We start from the raw sequence: 20,355 nt of genomic DNA, 5'->3' as shown, positions 1-20,355 counted from the left end.
CTCAGTCGTCGTCGCGGGGTGTTTTGTACGGATCCGCCTCGCCCGCGGGTTTCGCGTCCGCCGCCACCCGGGCGACAGCATCGTCGGCGGCGCGGGCGCGGGCCAGCAGATCCTCCATCTGCCGGGCGGCGTCGGGCACGGTGTCGAGCACGAAGGCCAGGGTCGGCGTGAATTTCACCCCGGTCCCGGCGCCCACCTTCGACCGCAGCACGCCCTTGGCCTTCTCCAGCCCGGCCGCGGCCGCGGGGTAGTCCGGTTCGGCGTCGACGGTTTCGCCCATGACGGTGTAATAGACGGTCGCCTCGCGCAGATCACCGGTGACCTTGGCATCGGTGATCGTGACGAAACCCAGCCGCGGATCCTTGATCTCGTATTCGATCGCGGTGGCCACGATCGCGGCGATTCGTTTGGCGAGCCGGCGTGCCCTGGCTTGATCCACCATGGCCGCTCCTTTCCCTTTCAGTCCTCGGGTCCGAAGACACGGCGGCGTACTGCCAGCAACTGTAACTCCGGACGCGCGGCGACATGGCGTTCGCATTTGTCGAGCACGGCCGTCAGGTGGTCCATCCCGGCCGACACCATCGCCACCGCGAGCAGTGTGCGCCGGTAGCGGTCGTGTTCCCCGGCCTCGGCGGTGCTCACCCCGAAGCGCTGCAGTTCGGCCAGGATGGGCCGCACGACCGAACGCTTCTCCTTCAGCGAGTGCACATCACCCAGCAGGATGTCGAACTCGAGTGCACCGAGGTACACGCAACCTCCCAGTTATGGCACCGGCGCAGTTGGGGGCCCGCCGTGAACGGCGAGCCCCACGCCTGTCGTGCCGTATCGATGACCGGGCCGGACGCGTACGCCCGGCCCGTATCACGGTCAGTCGCGCGGCTTCTCGCGCAACTCGTAGGCCTCGATGATGTCGCCCTCCTTGATATCGGAGTACGTCAGCGTCATACCGCATTCGAAGCCCTCGCGGACCTCCATGGCGTCGTCCTTCTCCCGGCGCAACGAGCTGATCGTCGTGGATTCGGCGACCACCATGTTGTCGCGGAGCAGGCGGGCCTTGGCGTTGCGCTTGACGACACCCGAGGTGACCATGCAGCCGGCGATGAGACCGATCTTGGACGACCGGAAGATCGCCCGGATCTCGGCGCGGCCCAGTTCGACCTCTTCGTAGACCGGCTTGAGCATGCCCTTGAGCGCGCTCTCGATCTCGTCGATGGCCTGGTAGATCACCGAGTAGTACCGGATGTCCACGCCTTCGCGGTTGGCCAGTTCGGTGGCCTTGCCCTCGGCCCGGACATTGAACCCGATGATGATCGCGTTCGACGCCGACGCCAGGTTGACGTTGGTCTCGGTGACACCACCGACACCGCGGTCGATGACCCGCAGGCGCACCTCGTCGTCGATCTCGATCCCGAGCAGGGCCTCTTCCAGCGCCTCGACGGTACCGGAGTTGTCGCCCTTGAGGATCAGGTTCAGCTCGCTGGTTTCCTTCAGCGCGGCATCCAGATCCTCGAGGCTGATCCGCTTACGGCTACGCGCGGCCAGGGCGTTGCGCTTACGCGCATTGCGCCGGTCGGCGATCTGCCGGGCGATCCGGTCCTCGTCGACGACGAGCAGGTTGTCGCCCGCACCCGGTACCGAGGTGAAACCGACGACCTGGACCGGTCGCGACGGCAGCGCCGCCTCGACATCGGCCCCGTGTTCGTCGACCATGCGCCGGACGCGACCGTAGGCGTCGCCCGCCACGATCGAATCGCCGACCCGCAGCGTGCCGCGCTGGATGAGCACGGTGGCAACCGGGCCGCGACCGCGGTCCAGATGCGCCTCGATGGCCACACCCTGGGCGTCCTGTTCCGGATTGGCCCGCAGGTCCAGAGCGGCGTCCGCGGTGAGCAGCACCGCCTCGAGCAGGGCGTCGATATTGGTGCCCTGTTTGGCGGAGATGTCGACGAACATGGTGTCGCCGCCGTATTCCTCGGCCACCAGGTTGTATTCGGTCAGCTGCTGCCGGATCTTCTCCGGGTTCGCGCCTTCCTTGTCGATCTTGTTGACCGCGACCACGATCGGCACATCGGCCGCCTGGGCGTGGTTGATCGCCTCCACCGTCTGCGGCATCACACCGTCGTCGGCGGCGACCACCAGGATCGCGATATCGGTGGCCTTCGCACCACGGGCACGCATGGCGGTGAACGCCTCGTGACCCGGGGTGTCGATGAAGGTGATGAGCCGGTCTTCCTCGCCGAGGTGGGTCATCACCTGGTAGGCGCCGATGTGCTGGGTGATACCGCCGGCCTCCGCCTCGCGGACGTTGGCCTTACGGATGGTGTCCAGCAGACGGGTCTTACCGTGATCGACGTGGCCCATGACGGTGACCACCGGCGGCCGCTGTTCGAGGTCTTCCTCGCCGCCTTCGTCCTCGCCGTAGGTGAGGTCGAAGGATTCCAGCAGCTCGCGGTCCTCGTCCTCGGGGCTGACCACGTGCACGACGTAGTTCATCTCGCCGCCGAGCAGCTCGAGGGTTTCGTCGTTCACCGACTGGGTCGCGGTGACCATTTCGCCCAGGTTGAACAGCGCCTGGACCAAGGCGGCCGGGTTCGCGTCGATCTTCTCCGCGAAATCGGACAGCGACGCGCCGCGGGCGAGGCGGATGACCTCACCGTTGCCGCGGGGCAGCCGCACACCGCCGACCGACGGGGCCTGCATCGAATCGTATTCCTGGCGCTTCTGCCGCTTCGACTTGCGACCACGCCGGGGCGCGCCACCGGGACGGCCGAAGGCACCGGCCGCGCCACCGCGGCCGCCGGGCCCACCCGGGCGGCCACCGCCGCCACCGGGACGACCCCGGAAACCGCCACCACCGGCGGGTGCGCCGGTACCGGCGGGTGCGCCGCCGCCACCGCCACCGCGGTAACCGCCGCCGCCACCACCGGGACGACCGCCACCACCGGCGCCGGGCCGGCCACCACCGGGACGGCCACCGGCCGCCGGACCGGGCCGCGCCGAACGCTGCGGCATGGCGCCGGGTGTCGGGCGGGGCGGCATCGAAGCCGGGCTCGGCCGCGGACCACCGGGACGGGGACCGCCCTGGGCCGCCGCGGGCCGCTGGCCACCGGGGCCGGGCCGCGGTGCGTTACCACCGGGACGCGGACCACCCTGGCCGGGACGTGGACCACCCTGTGCCGGACCCGGGCGCGGACCACCCTGACCCGGTGCGGGTCGTGGACCACCCTGGCCGGGCTGCGGACGCGGCGTCGGACGCTCACGTTCGGGGGCCGAGGAATACGGGTTGTTACCGACCCGAGGGGTCTTCGGGCCGGGTTTGGGGCCGGGCCGGGCCGGGGCCTGCCCGGGCGCCGCCGGCCGCTGCTGACCCGCCGGACGGGCGGGCGGAGTGGCCGGTTTCGCGGCCGGGGCCTGCGCCGCTTCCCGGGACGGGGCCGGCGCCGGACCCGGTTTCACCGCGGGACCGGGCCGCGGAGCCGCGGCCGGCTTCGGGCCGCCGTCGACGGCCGGCGCCGGTGCGGCCTCGGCCGCGGGGGCGGATTCGGCGGGACTCGGTTTAGCGGCCTGCGCCGGGGTACGCGGGCCGGGACGGGGTCCGGGTGCCGCGGGTTTGGCCCCGGTTGCCGGACCGGGGCGGGCCGACGGCTTGTTGCCGTTCGACCGATCGGATTTCGCCGGCGCGGATTTCGCCGCGAACGACTCGCGCAGCCGGCGCGCGACGGGTGCCTCCACCGTCGACGATGCCGACTTCACGAACTCGCCTTGCTCCTTGAGCTTCGCGAGTAGTTCTTTGCTCGTGACACCGAGTTCTTTGGCCAACTCGTGCACGCGGGCCTTGCCTGCCACTGCTCTCCTCACTGAGAGGTCGAGCAGCGCCGCCCGCCTGCTGGCGGGGACCCGCACGACCTCGGGTTAACTCCGATGGACGTTCATCGTTGGTACTTCACGGTGTGCTCATGAGTGCTCGTGCCTGTTCTCGAGGTGTTGCTCCAGGGCTGAGATATCCAGATGTCCGGACACTCGTAGTGCTCTGCCGATCGCTCGGCGCCGGACCGCGGTGCGCAGACAAGACGAAAAGGGGTGCAGCCAGGCACCCCGTCCGGGAAGTCTGCGCTGTGGATCGGGAACGATCACGACGACGTCCGCACCGTTCCCGGTGCCGGGCCCTCGCGCCACGATCCGCAGCAGTTCGGCGGCCGGTTCTCGTTTCCGGCACCCGACGCACGTACGTACCGGATACGCCGGGCGCCGGGGCGCCGCGGATTCTCCACGTTCGTGGGCGGGAACCGAAGACTCGGACCGAACCTGACACCACTCTACCGCTGACCGGTCGCCGACCTCCAACCCCGCCCCCGGCTGCGCGTGCACCGGCGGGTCGTCGTGGCGTGTTCGCTGGTCGCGGACGGGGCGCGCCACATGCGGGGCAGGAGTCAACGGCGCTGGGCCTCTGTACGCACCGAACCGCCGGCATCGGGGGCGGCATCACTGCGGATATCGATCCGCCAGCCGGTGAGCCGGGCGGCGAGACGGGCGTTCTGCCCCTCTTTGCCGATGGCCAGCGACAGCTGGAAATCCGGGACGATCACCCGGGCCGCGCGGGCATCCGGGTCCACCACTGTGACCGAAACCACTTTCGACGGCGACAGCGCGTTACCCACGAAGGTCGCCGGATCCTCGGCGTAATCGATGATGTCGATCTTCTCGCCGGCGAGTTCGCTCATCACATTGCGCACCCGCTGCCCCATCGGGCCGATACAGGCGCCCTTGGCGTTCACCCCGGACACCGTGGACCGCACCGCGATCTTGGACCGGTGCCCGGCCTCCCGGGCCACCGCGACGATCTCGACCGACCCGTCCGCGATCTCGGGCACCTCGAGCGCGAACAGCCGCCGCACCAGATTGGGGTGGGTGCGCGAGAGGGTGATCTGCGGGCCGCGCGGACCACGGGACACCCCGACCACGTAGCACTTGATCCGGTCGCCGTGTTCGTAGCTCTCCCCCGGCACCTGTTCGGCCGACGGGATCAGTCCCTCGGTGCCGTGCAGTTCGCTGCCGATCCGCACCACCACCGTGCCGCGGGCGTTGGCGCGCGCATCCCGCTGCACCACACCACCGACGATATCGCCCTCGTGCGTCGAGAACTCGCCGAACGATTTCTCGTTCTCCGCGTCCCGCAGCCGCTGCAACACCACCTGGCGGGCGGTGGTGGCGGCGATCCGGCCGAACCCTTCGGGGGTGTCGTCCCATTCGGACACCACCTGCCCCTCGGCGTCGAGCTCGGTGGCCAGCACCCGCACCAGGCCGGTGCGCTGGTCGATCTCGACCCGGGCGTTGGCCTGATGACCCTCGGTGTGCTTGTAGGCGGTGAGCAGTGCGGATTCGATCGCGGAGATCACGGTTTCGATCGAGATCCCCTTGTCCGCGACAATGGCGCGCAGGGCTTCGATTTCGATGTTCATTCCATGGTCCCTTCGGTCGAATCGGACGCGGCGACGGTGTGTGCGGTGAGCTCCGCGGCGTCCGCTCCCGCGGGTGGGCGGCCGGTGGCGACACCCCCGGCAAGTTCCAGTTCACGGGCGCCGGGCGGGGAGAACTCCACTTCCACCACGGCGCGTTCGATATCCCCCAGGGCGACGGTGACCAGGTGGGGAGCACGTTTACCCCCGACCACGAGCGCGATACGGTCGCCGTCGAGGGCTCCGACCCGGGCGTCGAAGGCGGTCGGCAATCCCGGTTCGGGTGGTTTCACGCCCGGCCGCAACCGGACCGCGACCTTGCGGCCCCGCGCCCGGCGCCAATGCCGGTCGGCGGTGAGCGGGCGGTCGATACCCGGTGTGGTCACCTCGAGCAGGTATCGGTAGGCACCGAACTCGTCGTCCGCTTCGTCCAGGCGCGCCGATACCTCGCTGCTGAGTTCGGCGATACTGTCCAGGTCCGCGGCGTCGTCGCTGTCCACGATAACCCGCACCCGGGTCTGCCCCGCCGCGGTGGAAACCTCGACTCCCTCGAGATCGAATCCTCGACCGGCAACGAGTCCGGCGACGAGCCGGCTCACCCTTTCCTCGGTCGGCATCGGCATATGGGCAGCTCCTGGTTCAGTTGTTACGCGGACGGAAATGTTCTGTGCCGGTCACCCAGCGTAACGCGCCGCGAGAAGGTAAAGGACCAGCGGTCGGCGGTAAGTCCGCCCGCCGACGCCGAACCCGGCCGCACAGCGCGGATCTGGCACGATGGTCCGGTGACAGAGCGTGTTACCCACCGGCCCGCGGCCGGTTTCTTCCGCGGACCCGCACGTCAGGGGGGCCGCATCGATCGCCGGACGGCCCTGCGGGTGGCCGGTGGCGGCGCGGTCGGGCTGCTGACCGCGCCCGCGCTGCTGTCCTGCGCCGAAGAGCCGATCACCGAACCCGATGTGCTCGTCGCCCAGGAGTTCTCGGCCCGTTCCGACGCCGCCGCCGCGACCGCCGCGATCACCCTCGATCCCGCCCGCACCGCCGCGCTCACCACCATCGCGGCCGAACGCACCGCCCACGCCGACGCCCTGCGCACCGAGATCGACCGCGCGATCGGTGTGTACGGCGACGGGACGACACCGGCGGTACGCACCCCGGCACCCACGACCACCCCGGCCCCGGCCGCACCGCCGAGTATCGACGGACTGCGCGATCAGCTCACCGCTTCCCAGCGCGCGGCGGCCGATCTGGCGGTCACCCAGTCCGGTTACCGCGCGGGCCTGCTCGCGTCGATCAGCGCGGCGTGCGCCGTCCACGTGGGGGTGCTGCTGGCATGAGTGAGTCAGGCCCGGAGGCGGCAGCTAAGCATAACCACGCAGGGCCCTCACTCATGCCCGATCGACACAGCATGAGTGAGTCAGGCCCGGAGGCGGCAGCGAAGCGTAACCACGCAGGGCCCTCACTCATGCCCTATGGACACAGCATGAGTGAGTCAGGCCCGGAGGCGGCAGCGAAGCGTAACCACGCAGCGCCCTCACTCATACCCGAGGAGACAGCATGAGTGCCACCGAACAGCGGGCGCTGGCCGAGGCGCTCACCGCCGAATACGCCGCCGTCTACGCCTACGGTGTGATCGCCGCCCATACCGGCGCGGACCAGCGGCGTACGGTCGCCCAGCACACCGCGGCGCACCGCGCCCGGCGGGATGCGACGGTCGATCTGCTGACCGGTCAGCGCGCCACCGTGCCACCACCCGACCCGGCCTACACGGCGCCGCTCCCGGTTTCCGACGCGGACACCGCGGCCCAGCTGGCGATCATCGTCGAAACCGATTCCGCGGTGGCCTGGCGTGCGGTGGTCGAGCGCGCCGAGACCGAAAGCACCCGCCGCATCGCCGTCGAGGCACTCACCGAATGTGCCGGGCGCCGCGCGGTCTGGTCGGCGGCCCGCGGCACCGAACCCGCCACCACCGCCTTCCCGGGACGGCCCTGAACAGCTGCGCGGTCCGCTCCGGCACGGGAACCGCCGGCCGTCCGGGTCCCCGCGGGCTCGTCCCGGCCCGGACATCGGGTCGCAGCGGCCGAGGGGTCTCCGTCGATAATTGCCCGCACCATGCCGGCGGCGGGTACATCCTGCGATCGAGATTCCTCCGATCGGTCCGCCCGGTCTCGTGCAGCGGCAGCGATCTGCCGGAACGCACTCCGAACCCGGGCATGGTTACCCGGCCGCGCCTGTCGGCGCATGTCACGGCTCGGATCGGCACCCGGGCGCCGGCCGCCCGGTCCGCCGCGCGCTGGTCGATGGGCTGCCGCATCTCGTGGCACCGGCGATCTTCGCCGCATCCGGCCCGGTTCCGGCGGCACTTTCGTGAACCGGTCGAGCAGGATCGGACCGATGTCGCCGCTCGAGTGCGGGATCCGGTCGAGTAGTTGCTGCTATCGGTCTGTGTCGGGGTCCAGCCGGCCACGGCCGAGATGTCGTACTGAACCGAATTCCTCGGAGGTCGCACGGCAGCACGGTGCACGCCGGTTTCGTCAGGTACCGGTGGCCGTTCCGACACGGTATCGGACGGTCCCGGCCATATCGCTACGCGCTGGGACCGAGGCCGCACAGTCAGCCGCGGCCCGCCGGTTCCGGTCCGTCCGTTCGGGGGCGGGGGAACACGGTTCCGCCACCGTGCGTCGAACCGCGGCCCCGGGACCAGGGCGCGCTGCCACGCGGCGGCCTTTCCTGCGGCGTCAGCGACCCCAGCCCGCCGGGCATTCCTGGCATATACGGCATCGAGGAACCGGCGCCGCCATTCCACGGCGTGCCTCCGGGCACCTGACCCTGTGCCGCGCCGACCCCGCCGCCGGCGAGATCGGGCGTCCACGGAGTCGAGCCGGGCGGCGCGGACGATTGCCGCACCGCCGGTTCGCCCGCCGGGGCTTCGGCGAGCGACTCCGCCATCGGGGTCGTGTTCGTCCCCGCTGACGGCGATCCGGCCGGGTCGCCCGGGACCACGGGGTCCTTCCCGGCGGCGTCGGCAACCGGCTCCGGGCCCGGCACGGGCCGGTCGGGTCCGGATACGCTGCCCGAGGCCACTGGCTCTGTCGCGTTCGCGGCGTCGTGCGCCGGTTCCGGCGGGTCTTCCGGCTCGGATGTCCCGCTGTGCCCGCCGCCGACCGCGGCCGACACTGCGGGATGACCGGCACCGCCATCGACCTCACCGGCCGCGCCCGCACCATGCGGTACTCCGGCTTCGTCCGGCGAGTGGCCGGCATGACCACCGTCGACCGACTCGACACCCCCTGCCACCGCGGCGTCACCGGCGCCCGCGCCGACCCGGCCGGGCCCCGAATCGCCGGACTGCTCCGGAATAGGCTCCGCGGCGGGCCGAGACCACGCGCCACCCGCGGGGGTGGATTCCTCCGGTACTGCCGACGTGTCCGGTTGAGGGCTTTCCGCGGGCTCGGCTCCGAACACCGCCGACGGGACGGCGCTCGCCGCCGGATCGGGCGCCGAGTGCTTTCCGGTGGCCACCTGCTCCACCTGCGCGGTGGCACCCCGATCGACCGCCTGTTCGCCCGCGGTAGCAGCCGCTATCCGACCGGCACCGACCGCGTCGGCCTGGACCAGCAGGGCGATGGATTCGGCCCCGCCGGCCGCGGTACGCACATCGCGTCGCATCACCTCGCCGGCGGTTTCACCGATCGCGCCGAGCCGGGTGGCCAACTGGCCCGCGACGGCGTCCACGGTTGTGCCGTCGGCACCATAACCGCCCTCGGTCATCGGCACGTCTCCACCATTTCGCCCTGCTGAACCTCCCCGGCGGGTGCGCCGATCGCGGGCCGTTGCCGGACGCGCACGGCCACGGGCCCCGCGTCCGGTCACCTTCGGACACGGTGACACGCACACCCTGGGTCCGGGCCCTCGGGTATTGCCGTCGCTGGGAAGTTCAGCCGTAGGAGGCCACGCCGACCGGCCCGGTACCCAGGCACACCAGCAGCCCCGGTGTCCGGTTCTGGATCAGCAGCGCCGACCCGCTGCCGGTGATCCGCACGTACACCGTGTGCATCCCGGGCCGCACCGGCACCAGGACCTTCTCACCGCTCTCGAATCCCACCGTGACCTGCCCGTCCCGGTCGGCGAAGTAGTTGAGCTGGGCGGTCCACTCGTGCGCGATCATGGGACCGTCCAGCGGGACCCGGATCGGCACCTCGCCGTCGATTCGATGGCCGCAGCCCGGAACCGGGCCGGGTACGACAGCTCTGTTCCACCACACCCGGGCCTCGGTGAATTCGCCGTCGTCGGTGATCATCCGCAGGTGTTCGGTGGTGTCGGCGAAGGCGCCGGGCGGGGTGATCGGCGCGAGTACCCGGCTCGCCTCGTTCTGCGGATAAGCGGTGGGGTTCAGCACGCCCCAGGGGACTTCCTGTTCCAGTAACGGCACCCCGTCCCATCGGGCGAACTCCGATTTCACCGTGGTCACGTAGGTTTCCGTCGGCCCCGCCGACCAGCTGCGGGTGAAGGTGTAGGTCGACCACAGGCTGCTCACCACGAACAGCGCGACCACGGCCACGGCCGCCGGTGCGCCGGGCCACCGGGTGGCGCCGACGGCGCCTCGACCCGAGCGCCGGCGGTGGGCGAAGGCCCGCAGCACGAGCGCACCCGCGACGGTGAGCACGACGGCGGCGTCGGCCAGGTAACGCAGCGACATCATGAGCTCGTCGACCGTATTGGGCCCGGCCCGCATCAGCACGACCGGGATCTGCACCGCCGTCAGGTACAGCGCGGCCGCGGCCCATACGCGCCAGACCACCGGCCGGGCGCGGATCGTCGCGAGCACCACCGCGGCCAGCAGTATCCACGCCACCCACACCGCCCAGTCGGGTGCGACCGCCCACGGCGCCGACGGTACCCAGCGCTCCCAGCCCCACGGCCCGCCGAGCAGCGCCGTCACCACCCCGGCCCAGGCCGCCCGGGGCAGCAGATGGGCCATTTCGCCGGACCCGCCGTCCCCGGTCGATATCCCCGCGACCGCCAAATAGACCAGCGCCCAGGTCAGCAGGAGCACCGCCGAACCCGCCCACAGACCCGCGCCCCGGCGCAGGACCGCGCGCACCGCCATCCCCCGGCCGTCGACGGACCGGCGCAGCAGGACCACCGCAAAGGCGACGAACGGCACCACGACCGCCTTCTCGAAGAACAGCAGCGATACGGCCGCCACCACCACCCCGGACACCGCGTACCGCCGGCGCCCGGTCCGGTCCAGCGCGAGCGCGTCGGCGGCGACCCAGGCCAGCGCGAACTGCAGCGGCAGGGCGTTCAGCGCGGCCGACCACCAGGCGAACGCGGGCAGGGTGAGGGGGCCGAAGAGGTAGAACGCGAGCGGGATCAGCAGGACCCGGCGCCGCCCCAGCAGCATCAGCAGCAGGCGCAGAATCGCGCCCGCGGCGGCCGCCTGCATGAGCAGTGTCACCGCGGCGGCGACCGGCCAATTCAACGGCGCGACGGCGGTCACCAGCCAGGACACGGCGAACGCCAGCGGCATGAAATGACCGTCGTGATCGTGGAGGAGCAGCTCACCCGACCACAGCGGGTAGGTACCGGCGCGGCCGGTGAGGATCAGATCGTCCCAGTAGAAATAGCCGTGCGCGGCAACCCAGGTACGGACGGCGAGCTGGACCGCGATGAGGAAGGCGGCCACTCCGAGCACCGTGCGCCCGTCCGCGAATCTTCCTCGGCGTAACCCGCCCGGCCCCCGGGCCGACCGCCTGTGCGGCGGGTCCGGGACAGGGGATCGCTGCGGTACGACTGCCGGAGCGCTACCCATGGGCCCCCACCCTACAAGCGACCTGTCGGGGCGGTCGGGCGGTTAGGCCGGTGGGCTACGTCTCGGCGTCGGTGCTCTCGGCGGTGTCCAGGCCGAGATCGAATTCGCTCAGGTCCACGGCATCGGTGCGTTCGTCCCCGATATCGAGCAACTGTGCGACGGCATCGGAATCGCCGTGCGCGGCGCGCTCCCGCAGTTCGGACAGGTTCGGCTCACGCGGCGGGCCGGACCGGTCGGGCTCATACATTCAGCGCAACCTTCCTGGTGTCGGCGGCGAACCACCGGCTCGCCCCGGTTCCCGAGCTTAGGCGGGCGCGCGGATCGCTGCCGAATCCGCAGGCAGATACACCCGGTCAGGCGGGCGCCGTGATTCCGGGTCCGGTGTACATCGGCAGGTCACCGGTGGTGCGGATACCGGGTTCGGCGGCCACGACGGCCGGTATGGCGTTGACCACCCGGCCGACCCCAGCGAGGATCGCGGCGTAGTTGTGATCGCCCGATCGGCTCGACGGGCAGATGTCCACGGCATACGACGGTTCCCCGGTGATCTCCACCCGGTAGGATCCGCCGGCCTGCGCGGGGCGCGCCCAGTCCGGTCGCAGATCGTCGCGTAACCGGGTGATGTGTTCCACGACGATCGCCGGATGCCCGGCGACCCGGCCGGTGATCTCGAACCGCAGTGCCGCCTGGCTGCCCTTGGGGACCGGACCCACCGCGACCTCGAAGTCCTCCGGCGCGGGTTCGCGCTCGTAGCTCTCGGTGATCTCGTCGATGCGCACGCCGAGCCCGGCGGCCAGGGCGCGCATTCCCGCACCCCACGCGATTCCGAGGACACCCGGTTGCAGCAGCATCGGGGTCTCGTCGAGCGGTGTGCCGAAACCCATCACGTCGAACATGACCGTGGACCCGTCGTAGGTGGCGTAATCCGCGATTTCCAGGCAACGCACCTGTTCCACCCGCTGACAGGTGGATGCCAGCGCGAAGGGGATCAAATCGTTGACGAACCCCGGGTCCACACCGTTGACGAATACGCTGGCCCCGCCCGCGGCCGCGGCCGCTTCCACCTTGGCGAACAGCTTGTCCGGCAGTGTCCCCCAGGGATACATGAGCAGACCGGGCGCCGTACCGGCCACGTTCACGCCCGCCGACAGGAATCGCGCGATATCGTCCATCGCCTCGATCAGCCGGGTATCGCCCATCGCGCAGTACACCGCGCAGTCGGGGCGGGTCGCCAGCAGCGCGTCGATATCGCCGACCGCGGTGATTCCGGTGACGACGTCGAGCCCCGCCAGCTCGCCCGCGTCCCGCCCGGCCTTTTCGGGGGTCGATACGCCCACACCGACGAGGTCGAACCGGGGATCGGTGATGAGTTGCGCGAGGGCGATCCGGCCGGCATTGCCGGTACCGACGAGGACGACGCGAAGTGCCATTTTTTCTCCTGGGTGCGGCGGCGCGAGCGGTGAAATCACCGTCCCACCGCGTTCTTCGGGCTCCGAGCACGGTTCCGGAACAGTGTCTAGAACGTGTTCCAGTTTCATGGTAGCGTCACCGGCATGGGACGTGTAGACGGCAAAGTCGCCCTGATCAGCGGCGGCGCACGGGGCATGGGCGCGGCCCATGCGAAACTGCTGGTGGCCGAGGGCGCACAGGTGGTCATCGGCGATGTACTCCACGACGAGGGCAAGGCCTTGGCCGACGAGATCGGCCCCGCCGCCCGCTACGTCCCGCTCGATGTCACCGAACCCGACCAGTGGGACGCCGCCGTCACGGCCGCCACCACCGAATTCGGCAAACTCGATGTCCTGGTGAACAATGCGGGCATCGTCAACGGCGCACCGCTGCAGAAACTTTCGCTGGAGAAGTTCCGGGCCGTGATCGATGTCAACCTGGTCGGCACGTTCCTCGGGATGCGCGCCGCGGTCGAGCCGATGATCGCCGCCGGCGGCGGCTCGATCATCAACGTCTCCTCCATCGAGGGATTACGCGGCGCCCCGTTCGCACACGGCTACGTCGCCTCCAAATGGGGCGTCCGCGGCCTCGCGAAATCGGCCGCCCTCGAACTGGCCCCGCACAATATCCGGGTCAACTCCGTCCACCCCGGCCTGATCCGCACCCCGATGACCGAGGGCATCCCCGACGACCTGGTGACGATCCCGCTCGGCCGCCCGGCGGAGTCCGCCGAGGTCGCCACCTTCATCCTGTTCCTGGCCAGCGACGAATCCTCCTACGCCACCGGCAGCGAATTCGTCGTCGACGGCGGGCTGGTCACCGGAGTGCCACACAAGTAGCACTTCCGATGCCGGGGGGAGCCGCGCCGCACGGCCGCCCGCTGGACGGATAACCCGCCCGCGGCACCGCTATCGGCAAGAATGCACGCCGGATACCGAGGGCGGGGCTTTCGCCCGGTAGGCCGCGGCGCCTGCGCGATCACACCCGGAAACTACTCACGGCGGCCGGGTTCACAAGACGCTGACCGAACACCGGCACCACCGGCGCACCTTCCGCCGGGCGCGCGTCCGTCCGCCGCGACCGCGCGCGACCCCCTGAGGGCGTGACAGCATGCGGCACACCGTGCCGGATACCGTTCGCGAGGTGAACACCGAGGGCGAAATCCCGCAGGGCGAGGACAACTGTCCGTGCTGCTCCCATGACTACCTCCACTACACAGGTCTGTGAAGTTGCTCCTGTGGATAGACTAGGTTCACAGACCTGTGAAGGCAAGGGATCCGGAGTATGTCCACACCCGCGCACGATGCGACCACGACACTGACCCCCGCGGCGCAGCGGATACTCGATACCGCCGCCGAGCTGTTCTACACGCGCGGTATCCACGCGGTCGGTGTCGACACCATCGCCGCCGAATCCGGCGTCACCAAACGCACCCTTTACGACCGCTTCGGTTCGAAGGACGGATTGCTGGTCGCCTATCTCGAACAGCGCGACCGTCGCTGGCGCGCCCTGATCGAGTCCCGCCTCGCCGACCGCACCGACCCGATCGAGCGGGTGCTGACACCGTTCGATGTGCTCCCCGAATGGCTGCCGGACAGCAACCGGGGCTGCAGTTTCATCAACGCCTTCGCCGAACTCCCCGAACCCGACCACCCGGGCCGGCGGGTGATCGTCGCCGAGAAACAGTGGCTGTACGACCTGTTCGACCGGTTACTGACCGAGGCCGGCAGTAGCGACCCGGCGACCACGGCAGTGCAGTTGCTGAGCTTGCACGAAGGGGCGATCGTCAGTTACTCCATCACCGAGAAGCACACCGCGCCCGCGGCCGTCCGCAGCGCCGCCGAGCAGCTGGTGAAATCGACGAGGACGTAGGGAGACGACGGCGAACGCCGCCGCTCCGCCGACGCCGGCGGTCCGAGCGCCGCAGACAGGCCGGCGGAATCCGGCACCCGCCGACCCGGAACCGGGCGGCCGGGTATCGCCCACTCGCCCGGTACGGACCGCGTCCGGCCTCAGCCCCGGATGCGGGCGAGTACCGCCGACACCGCGGAATCCGAAGGGATGTCGAGGGTTTCGCCGGTGAAGCGGTCGCGCAGTTCGACCTTGCCCTCGGCCCAGCCGCGGCCGATGACCAGGACGTAGGGCATACCGAGCAGTTCGGCGTCCTTGAATTTCACGCCGGGTGAGGCGGTGCGGTCGTCGAAGAGGATGTCCAGGCCCTGGGCGTCGAGAGCGGCGACGACCTTTTCGGCGCCGGCGCGGGCGGCGTCGTCCTTGTTCGCGATCACCACATGCACGTCGTAGGGCGCGACCTCGGACGGCCAGCGCAGACCCTTGTCGTCGTGCTGCTGTTCGGCGATCACCGCGACCAGGCGCGAGACACCGATTCCGTAGGAGCCCATGACCAGCCGGACCGGTTTACCGTTCTCGCCGAGGACGTCGACCTCGAAGGCATCGGTGTACTTGTAGCCCAGCTGGAAGATATGGCCGATCTCGATACCGCGCGCCGAGACCAGCGCACCGCGGCCGTCGGGCGAGGGGTCGCCGTCGCGGACCTGTGCGGCCTCGATGGTGCCGTCGGGGGTGAAATCGCGACCGGCGACCAGGCCGACCACGTGTTTGCCGGGTTCGTCCGCGCCGGTGATCCAGGACGTTCCGGTCACCACCCGCGGGTCGACGAGATAGCGGACCCCGTTGGCCTGCAGGCCCTTCGGGCCGATGTACCCCTTCACCAGGAAGGGGTTGGCGGCGAAATCGGCGTCGTCGAGCAGTTCGACCTCCGCCGGTTCGACCGAGGCACCGAGTCGTTTGTCGTCGACCTCACGGTCGCCGGGGACCCCGATACCGACGATTTCGGCCTTACCGTCCGGATGCCGCAGTTTCACCATCACGTTCTTCAGGGTGTCGGCGGCGGTGACCGGGCGGCCGAGGCGTTCGCCGATACCGGCCGCATTGGCCCAGTCGACGAGCGTGGCGATGGTGGGCGTGTCCGGGGTGTCGTGGACGACCGCTTCCGGCTGCCCTTCGAGCGGCAGCGGCGCGGGGGCGGGGGTGACCACGGCCTCGACATTGGCCGCATAACCCGATTCCCGGCAGACGACGTAGGTGTCCTCACCGACAGGGCTGTCGGCGAGGAATTCCTCGGAGGCGCTACCGCCCATCGCGCCGGAGGTCGCGGCGACGATCACGTATTTCACCCCGAGCCGGTCGAAGATGCGCTGATAGGCCTCGCGGTGGGCGTCGTAACTGGCCTTCAGGCCGGCTTCGTCGAGGTCGAAGGAGTAGGAATCCTTCATGATGAATTCGCGGCCGCGCAGAATACCGGCGCGGGGGCGTTCCTCGTCCCGGTATTTGGCCTGGATCTGGTACAGGGTGACGGGCAGATCCTTGTAGGAGTTGTATTCACCTTTCACGGTGAGCGCGAACAACTCCTCGTGGGTGGGGCCGAGCAGCATATCGGCGCCCTTGCGGTCCTGCAGGCGGAACAGGGCGTCGCCGTATTCGGTCCAGCGGTTGGTGGCCTCGTAGGGATCCCGGGGCAGCAGGGCGGGTAGCGAGATCTCCTGCGCGCCGATGGCGTTCATCTCCGCCCGCACCACCTCCTCGACCTTGTGCAGCACCCGCAGGCCCAACGGCAGCCACGAGTACACACCCGGCGCGATCCGGCGCACATAGCCGGCGCGCACCAGCAGCTTGTGGCTGGGCACCTCGGCGTCGGCGGGGTCGTCGCGCAACGTACGGAGGAAGAGGCGGGAGAGGCGGGTGATCACGGTTGCTCAGCGTAGACCCTGCCCGATCGGCGCCGACACCGGATTACCCCCTCTCGCACCCGGCCCATCGCAGAGGGGTCCGCGCCGGTCGGGGCGGGTTTCCGGCGGATCCCCGGACTCAAGCTCCAATAACGTTCAAGACACTTTTTAATAACTTTTCGATATACATATTTTGAACTTCTCTTTGCGGGTTCATTGCGGCGCCGAGAGTCGGACCCGGACGCCACTAGGGTTCGATCCACCGGGAATTTCCGCCTGAATCGTTCCCGAGCAAACTGAAAATGGCCGCTGACCTCTGTGCCCCCAGCGCCGCACATCGACACCGGAGAGCCTGCGTCAGCGCCCCGTGGAAAGGTCGGCCGAGATGGGAACCAAGAAATCAAGGGCGCGCGCAATCGCACTCGTCGCGGGGGCTGTGCTGGCCGCGGCCACGCTGTCGGGCTGCACCAAAACCGATACGGCGGGGAGCGGCGAACTGCTGCAATCCTTGAAGGACAAGGGCACCGTCACCGTCGGATTCGCCGGCGAAGCGCCGTACTCGTTCGAGGAAAACGGACAACTCACCGGGGCAACCGTCGCCCTGCACCGCGAGATCTTCCGCAATCTCGGAATCGAGACGGTGGAAGGCGTGCAGACCGACTTCGGCGCGCTGATCCCGGGCCTGCAGGCGCAGCGGTTCGACGCGGTGAGCGCGGGCATGTCGATTCTGCCGGAACGCTGTGAACAGGCCGCGTTCAGTGAGCCGGAGTTCATGTACACCACGGCGTTGATGGTGAAGAAGGGCAACCCGCTCGGGCTCACCGATATGCAGTCGATCAAGGACAAGGGCGCCAAAATGGCGGCGATGACCGGCGCCATCGAATCCGATTACGCGGCCTCGCTGGGAATCGACGCCACGCAGGTCGGCAGCCCGCAGGACGGGATGGACGCCGTGACCTCGGGCCGCTCCGATGTTTTCGCGCTCACTGCGATCTCGCTGAACTGGCTGGCCGACCACAATCCGGACGCTCCGGTGGAGGTCACCGAATCGTTCGTCGCCGAAATCGACGGCAAACCGCAGATCGGCGCCGGCGGCACCGTGTTCCGCACCGACGACAAGGATCTGCTCGACGCCTACAACGCCGAACTGCGCAAGATCACCTCGGACAAGGACAAATACCTCTCGCTCGTCGGTGAGTTCGGCTTCACCGAAGCCGAACTGCCCGATCCGGAACTGACCACCGCCAAGCTGTGCGCGGGCGATATCTGATCGTGCCGGTAGACAACTCCACGGCGGCGGCGCTCCCCGCCGGCCTGCCGGGGCCGGAAGGGAGACACCGCCGGTGAGTAATCTCGACGCCCTCACCGGGGCATGGCCGCGGATCCTCGACGGCATCCTGATCACCCTCGAACTCACGGCCGGCGGGGCGGTGCTGGCCTTCGTCCTCGCCCTCACCCTGGGCACGACGGCACGGGCGCGCAGCCTCGCCGTCCGTGGGCCGGCGCGGGTGCTGATCGAGTTCTTCCGCGGTACTTCGCTCCTGGTGCAGATCTTCTGGCTGTTCTATGTGCTGCCGCTGCTGGGCTACCAGCTCGACCCGGTGTTCTGCGGAATTCTCGCGCTCGGCCTGAACTACGGGGCATACGGCGCGGAAGTCGTTCGCGGAGCCCTCAACTCGGTGCCGAAACCACAGGTCGAGGCCGCCGTCGCGCTGGGGTTCAGCCCTTGGCAGCGGCTACACCGGGTGCTCTTCCCGCAGGCGTGGGCACTGATGATCCCGCCGCTGGCCAACCTGCTGGTCCATCTGTTGAAGGGCACCGCGGTCGCGTCCTATATCACCCTGCAGGACCTGACGTTCGAGATCGAGAAACTACGGGACAGCACCGGCGACACCCTGTTCGCCTTCGGGATCGGCCTGCTGATCTACTTCGTGATCGCCTACCTGCTCAGTCTGGGAATGAATCTGCTGGAAGCACGGGCCAAACACAAACTGGGCCGCGGCCCCTCGATGCGCGAAGTCCTGCGCCTGGCCCCCGACACCTCACTGGACGCGGTCGCGGGCACCGCGTCCACCCGGCAGAAGGTGGCGCCGTGATGCGATATGAAACCGCCGCCGCTGCCCGGGCCTGTACCGATCGCCGGCCGCAGGGCCCGGCCGGGAAGGAGGCCCGGTGACCGTCGAATGGAGTTGGGAGCGGGCTGCCGACGCACTGCCGGTGCTGTGGGACGGGTTCCGGATCACTTTGCTGGCGACGGTGCTCGGATTCGTGATCGCCGCGGTGCTCGGGCTGATGATCGCCATCATCCGGCGCACCCTCCCCCGCTGGATCGCATTGCCGGTACACGCGGTGAGCGAGTTCATCAGGTTCACCCCGCTGGTGGTGCAGCTGCTGTTCGCCTATGCGTTACTGCCGCAGTTCTCGGCCCTGCAGATCGGGGTCGTGGTGCTCGGTATCCACTACGCCGGATACCTCGCGGAGGTGTACCGCGCCGGGATCGACTCGGTGCCGCCGGGCCAGTGGGAAGCGGCGCGCGCGCTGTCGCTGCCTCCGGTACGCACCTGGCGGTCGGTGATCCTGCCGCAGGCGATCCGGGCGAGCGTGCCCGCTCTCGGCACCAACGCGGTGTCGATGTTCAAGGACACCCCGTTCCTGTTCGCCATCACCGTGGTCGAACTGGTGACCGCCGCACAGCAATTCGGGGCCCGTCACTACGCGTACCTCGAGGCGATGACCCTGGCCGGCGTGTTCTTCCTGCTGGCCAGCTACCCGACCTCGGTGCTGATCAGACGACTGGAGAAACGACTTGCCTACTACTGAACCGGTCTCCGGGACACCGGCCGGCGATGCCGCGCAGGCGCGGCCGATGATCGAATTCGACGGGGTGGTCAAACGCTTCGGCGATCTGGTGGTGCTCGACGAGCTCGATTTCACCGTCCGCCGCGGCGAGAAGGTGACACTGATCGGGCCGTCCGGCTCCGGCAAGACCACCATCCTGCGGCTGCTGATGACCCTGGAAACCGTGACCAGCGGGGTCATCCGGGTCGACGGTGCGCCGCTCACCCACGAAGAGCGCGGCGGCAAACTGGTACCCGCTCGGGAAAAGCATCTGCGGGAGATGCGCAAACAGGTCGGGATGGTGTTCCAGCAGTTCAATCTCTTCCCCAATATGAACGTGCTGCAGAACATCACCGAGGCGCCGATCCACGTGCTCGGCAGATCCCGTGACGAAGCCGAGCGCCGCGGGAGGGAACTGCTCGAGATGGTGGGGCTGTCCGACAAGGCGAAGGCGCATCCGTCGCAGTTGTCGGGCGGGCAGCAGCAACGGGTGGCGATCGCCCGCTGCTGCGCGATGGATCCGAAGGTCATGCTGCTCGACGAGGTGACCTCCGCGCTCGACCCGGAGCTGGTCGGCGGCGTCCTCGACGTGCTGCGCGAACTCGCGGAGACCACCGATATCACCATGCTCATCGTCACCCACGAAATGGGTTTCGCCCGCGATGTCTCCGATCGGGTGCTGATGTTCGACCGCGGCCGGATCCTCGAGGAAGGCACACCCGAGCAGATATTCAACGCACCCGAACACGAACGCACCCGGGAGTTCCTGGACGCCGTGCGCTGACCGCGGTGCGGTCGTGCAGTCCGCCGCTCACCGCGGGTAGGGCCTAACTCACTCCTCGCACACGGCCCGGTACCGGTCCCCGCTCGGGGCCGGGCCGTGCGCGGAAGATGTCGGGTGGTTCCATGGGCCGCGATCGGCGACGCCGACCAGGATCAAGTCGTTCTCGACCACGGTGTGCTCGCCATCGCCGCGGGCAACGTCCCCCAAGGCCCCGCAGGACTCGGACGTGGATCGGCCGGCAAGTCAGGTGCGCTCCGGGAAGGAGCT

19 protein-coding genes are annotated in these 20,355 nt (G+C 69.5%); 8 read left to right on the top strand and 11 right to left on the bottom strand.

What is annotated here, in order from left to right; all coding sequences use genetic code 11:
- Nucleotide 1: 1 nt before the first annotated feature.
- The 6 genes from rbfA to rimP all read right to left on the bottom strand — a co-directional run bounded on the left by rbfA (nt 2) and on the right by rimP (nt 6,079).
- Nucleotides 2–442: a 30S ribosome-binding factor RbfA gene (gene rbfA / locus ACQEVO_RS05445; RefSeq protein ID WP_432909443.1), complete on the bottom strand. Its 441-nt coding sequence runs from the start codon at nt 440–442 to the stop codon at nt 2–4.
- Between the two features lie 17 nt (nt 443–459).
- Complete coding sequence (locus tag ACQEVO_RS05440; RefSeq protein WP_280401480.1) at nt 460–750, bottom strand: DUF503 domain-containing protein; 291 nt, start codon at nt 748–750, stop codon at nt 460–462.
- Nucleotides 751–867: 117 nt separating this feature from the next.
- Nucleotides 868–3,846, bottom strand: coding sequence for a translation initiation factor IF-2 (gene infB, locus ACQEVO_RS05435; protein ID WP_432909440.1), 2,979 nt, complete (start codon nt 3,844–3,846; stop codon nt 868–870).
- A 108-nt stretch (nt 3,847–3,954) separates the two neighbouring features.
- Nucleotides 3,955–4,176, bottom strand: coding sequence for a YlxR family protein (locus ACQEVO_RS05430; protein ID WP_432909438.1), 222 nt, complete (start codon nt 4,174–4,176; stop codon nt 3,955–3,957).
- A 254-nt stretch (nt 4,177–4,430) separates the two neighbouring features.
- Nucleotides 4,431–5,459: a transcription termination factor NusA gene (nusA, locus tag ACQEVO_RS05425; protein ID WP_432909436.1), complete on the bottom strand. Its 1,029-nt coding sequence runs from the start codon at nt 5,457–5,459 to the stop codon at nt 4,431–4,433.
- Entirely contained in the window at nt 5,456–6,079 is a 624-nt protein-coding gene (rimP, locus tag ACQEVO_RS05420) for a ribosome maturation factor RimP (RefSeq protein ID WP_432909434.1), read from the bottom strand. Before rimP ends, nusA begins: the two co-directional genes overlap by 4 nt.
- A gap of 159 nt (nt 6,080–6,238) precedes the next feature.
- On the opposite strand from rimP, the gene ACQEVO_RS05415 reads away from it, so the two are divergent.
- Nucleotides 6,239–6,790 (top strand): hypothetical protein, encoded by a 552-nt coding sequence (locus ACQEVO_RS05415; RefSeq protein ID WP_432909432.1) that lies wholly within the window; start codon nt 6,239–6,241, stop codon nt 6,788–6,790.
- Nucleotides 6,791–7,010: 220 nt separating this feature from the next.
- On the top strand, nt 7,011–7,445 hold the full coding sequence (locus ACQEVO_RS05410; RefSeq protein ID WP_432909430.1) for a ferritin-like domain-containing protein: 435 nt from the start codon (nt 7,011–7,013) through the stop codon (nt 7,443–7,445).
- 621 nt (nt 7,446–8,066) lie between these two features.
- On the opposite strand, the gene ACQEVO_RS05405 is transcribed toward ACQEVO_RS05410, so the two are convergent.
- The 4 genes from ACQEVO_RS05405 to ACQEVO_RS05390 form a co-directional block, all read right to left on the bottom strand.
- Nucleotides 8,067–9,224 (bottom strand): hypothetical protein, encoded by a 1,158-nt coding sequence (locus ACQEVO_RS05405; RefSeq protein WP_432909429.1) that lies wholly within the window; start codon nt 9,222–9,224, stop codon nt 8,067–8,069.
- A 166-nt stretch (nt 9,225–9,390) separates the two neighbouring features.
- On the bottom strand, nt 9,391–11,142 hold the full coding sequence (locus ACQEVO_RS05400; RefSeq protein WP_432909427.1) for a hypothetical protein: 1,752 nt from the start codon (nt 11,140–11,142) through the stop codon (nt 9,391–9,393).
- 181 nt (nt 11,143–11,323) lie between these two features.
- The gene (locus ACQEVO_RS05395) at nt 11,324–11,515 is read right to left on the bottom strand and encodes a hypothetical protein (RefSeq protein WP_432909425.1); all 192 of its coding nucleotides are present in this window, start codon (nt 11,513–11,515) and stop codon (nt 11,324–11,326) included.
- Between the two features lie 106 nt (nt 11,516–11,621).
- Nucleotides 11,622–12,698 carry an NAD(P)H-dependent amine dehydrogenase family protein gene (locus ACQEVO_RS05390; protein WP_432909423.1) on the bottom strand — a complete coding sequence of 359 codons (1,077 nt, stop codon included), beginning with the start codon at nt 12,696–12,698 and terminating at the stop codon, nt 11,622–11,624.
- A 123-nt stretch (nt 12,699–12,821) separates the two neighbouring features.
- On the opposite strand from ACQEVO_RS05390, the gene ACQEVO_RS05385 reads away from it, so the two are divergent.
- Both ACQEVO_RS05385 and ACQEVO_RS05380 read left to right on the top strand, forming a co-directional pair.
- Nucleotides 12,822–13,556: a glucose 1-dehydrogenase gene (locus ACQEVO_RS05385; protein ID WP_432909421.1), complete on the top strand. Its 735-nt coding sequence runs from the start codon at nt 12,822–12,824 to the stop codon at nt 13,554–13,556.
- Nucleotides 13,557–14,001: 445 nt separating this feature from the next.
- The gene (locus ACQEVO_RS05380) at nt 14,002–14,589 is read left to right on the top strand and encodes a TetR/AcrR family transcriptional regulator (protein ID WP_432909420.1); all 588 of its coding nucleotides are present in this window, start codon (nt 14,002–14,004) and stop codon (nt 14,587–14,589) included.
- A gap of 140 nt (nt 14,590–14,729) precedes the next feature.
- On the opposite strand, the gene ACQEVO_RS05375 is transcribed toward ACQEVO_RS05380, so the two are convergent.
- On the bottom strand, nt 14,730–16,487 hold the full coding sequence (locus ACQEVO_RS05375) for a proline--tRNA ligase (RefSeq protein WP_432909418.1): 1,758 nt from the start codon (nt 16,485–16,487) through the stop codon (nt 14,730–14,732).
- A gap of 364 nt (nt 16,488–16,851) precedes the next feature.
- Here ACQEVO_RS05375 and ehuB point away from each other — a divergent pair, with 364 nt between their 5' ends.
- The 4 genes from ehuB (at nt 16,852) to ehuA (ending at nt 20,088) form a co-directional block, all read left to right on the top strand.
- Nucleotides 16,852–17,736, top strand: a complete 885-nt coding sequence (ehuB, locus tag ACQEVO_RS05370; protein WP_432909416.1) for an ectoine/hydroxyectoine ABC transporter substrate-binding protein EhuB — start codon at nt 16,852–16,854, stop codon at nt 17,734–17,736.
- Nucleotides 17,737–17,809: 73 nt separating this feature from the next.
- On the top strand, nt 17,810–18,562 hold the full coding sequence (gene ehuC / locus ACQEVO_RS05365) for an ectoine/hydroxyectoine ABC transporter permease subunit EhuC (RefSeq protein ID WP_432909414.1): 753 nt from the start codon (nt 17,810–17,812) through the stop codon (nt 18,560–18,562).
- A gap of 76 nt (nt 18,563–18,638) precedes the next feature.
- Complete coding sequence (gene ehuD / locus ACQEVO_RS05360) at nt 18,639–19,286, top strand: ectoine/hydroxyectoine ABC transporter permease subunit EhuD (protein WP_432909412.1); 648 nt, start codon at nt 18,639–18,641, stop codon at nt 19,284–19,286.
- A gap of 46 nt (nt 19,287–19,332) precedes the next feature.
- Complete coding sequence (ehuA, locus tag ACQEVO_RS05355) at nt 19,333–20,088, top strand: ectoine/hydroxyectoine ABC transporter ATP-binding protein EhuA (RefSeq protein ID WP_432922359.1); 756 nt, start codon at nt 19,333–19,335, stop codon at nt 20,086–20,088.
- Nucleotides 20,089–20,355 lie beyond the last annotated feature (267 nt).

This window comes from Nocardia sp. CA-290969, assembly GCF_050936135.1.
In the GTDB taxonomy this organism is placed as follows: Bacteria; Actinomycetota; Actinomycetes; order Mycobacteriales; family Mycobacteriaceae; genus Nocardia.
This window is presented reverse-complemented; position numbering and strand designations above follow the sequence as displayed.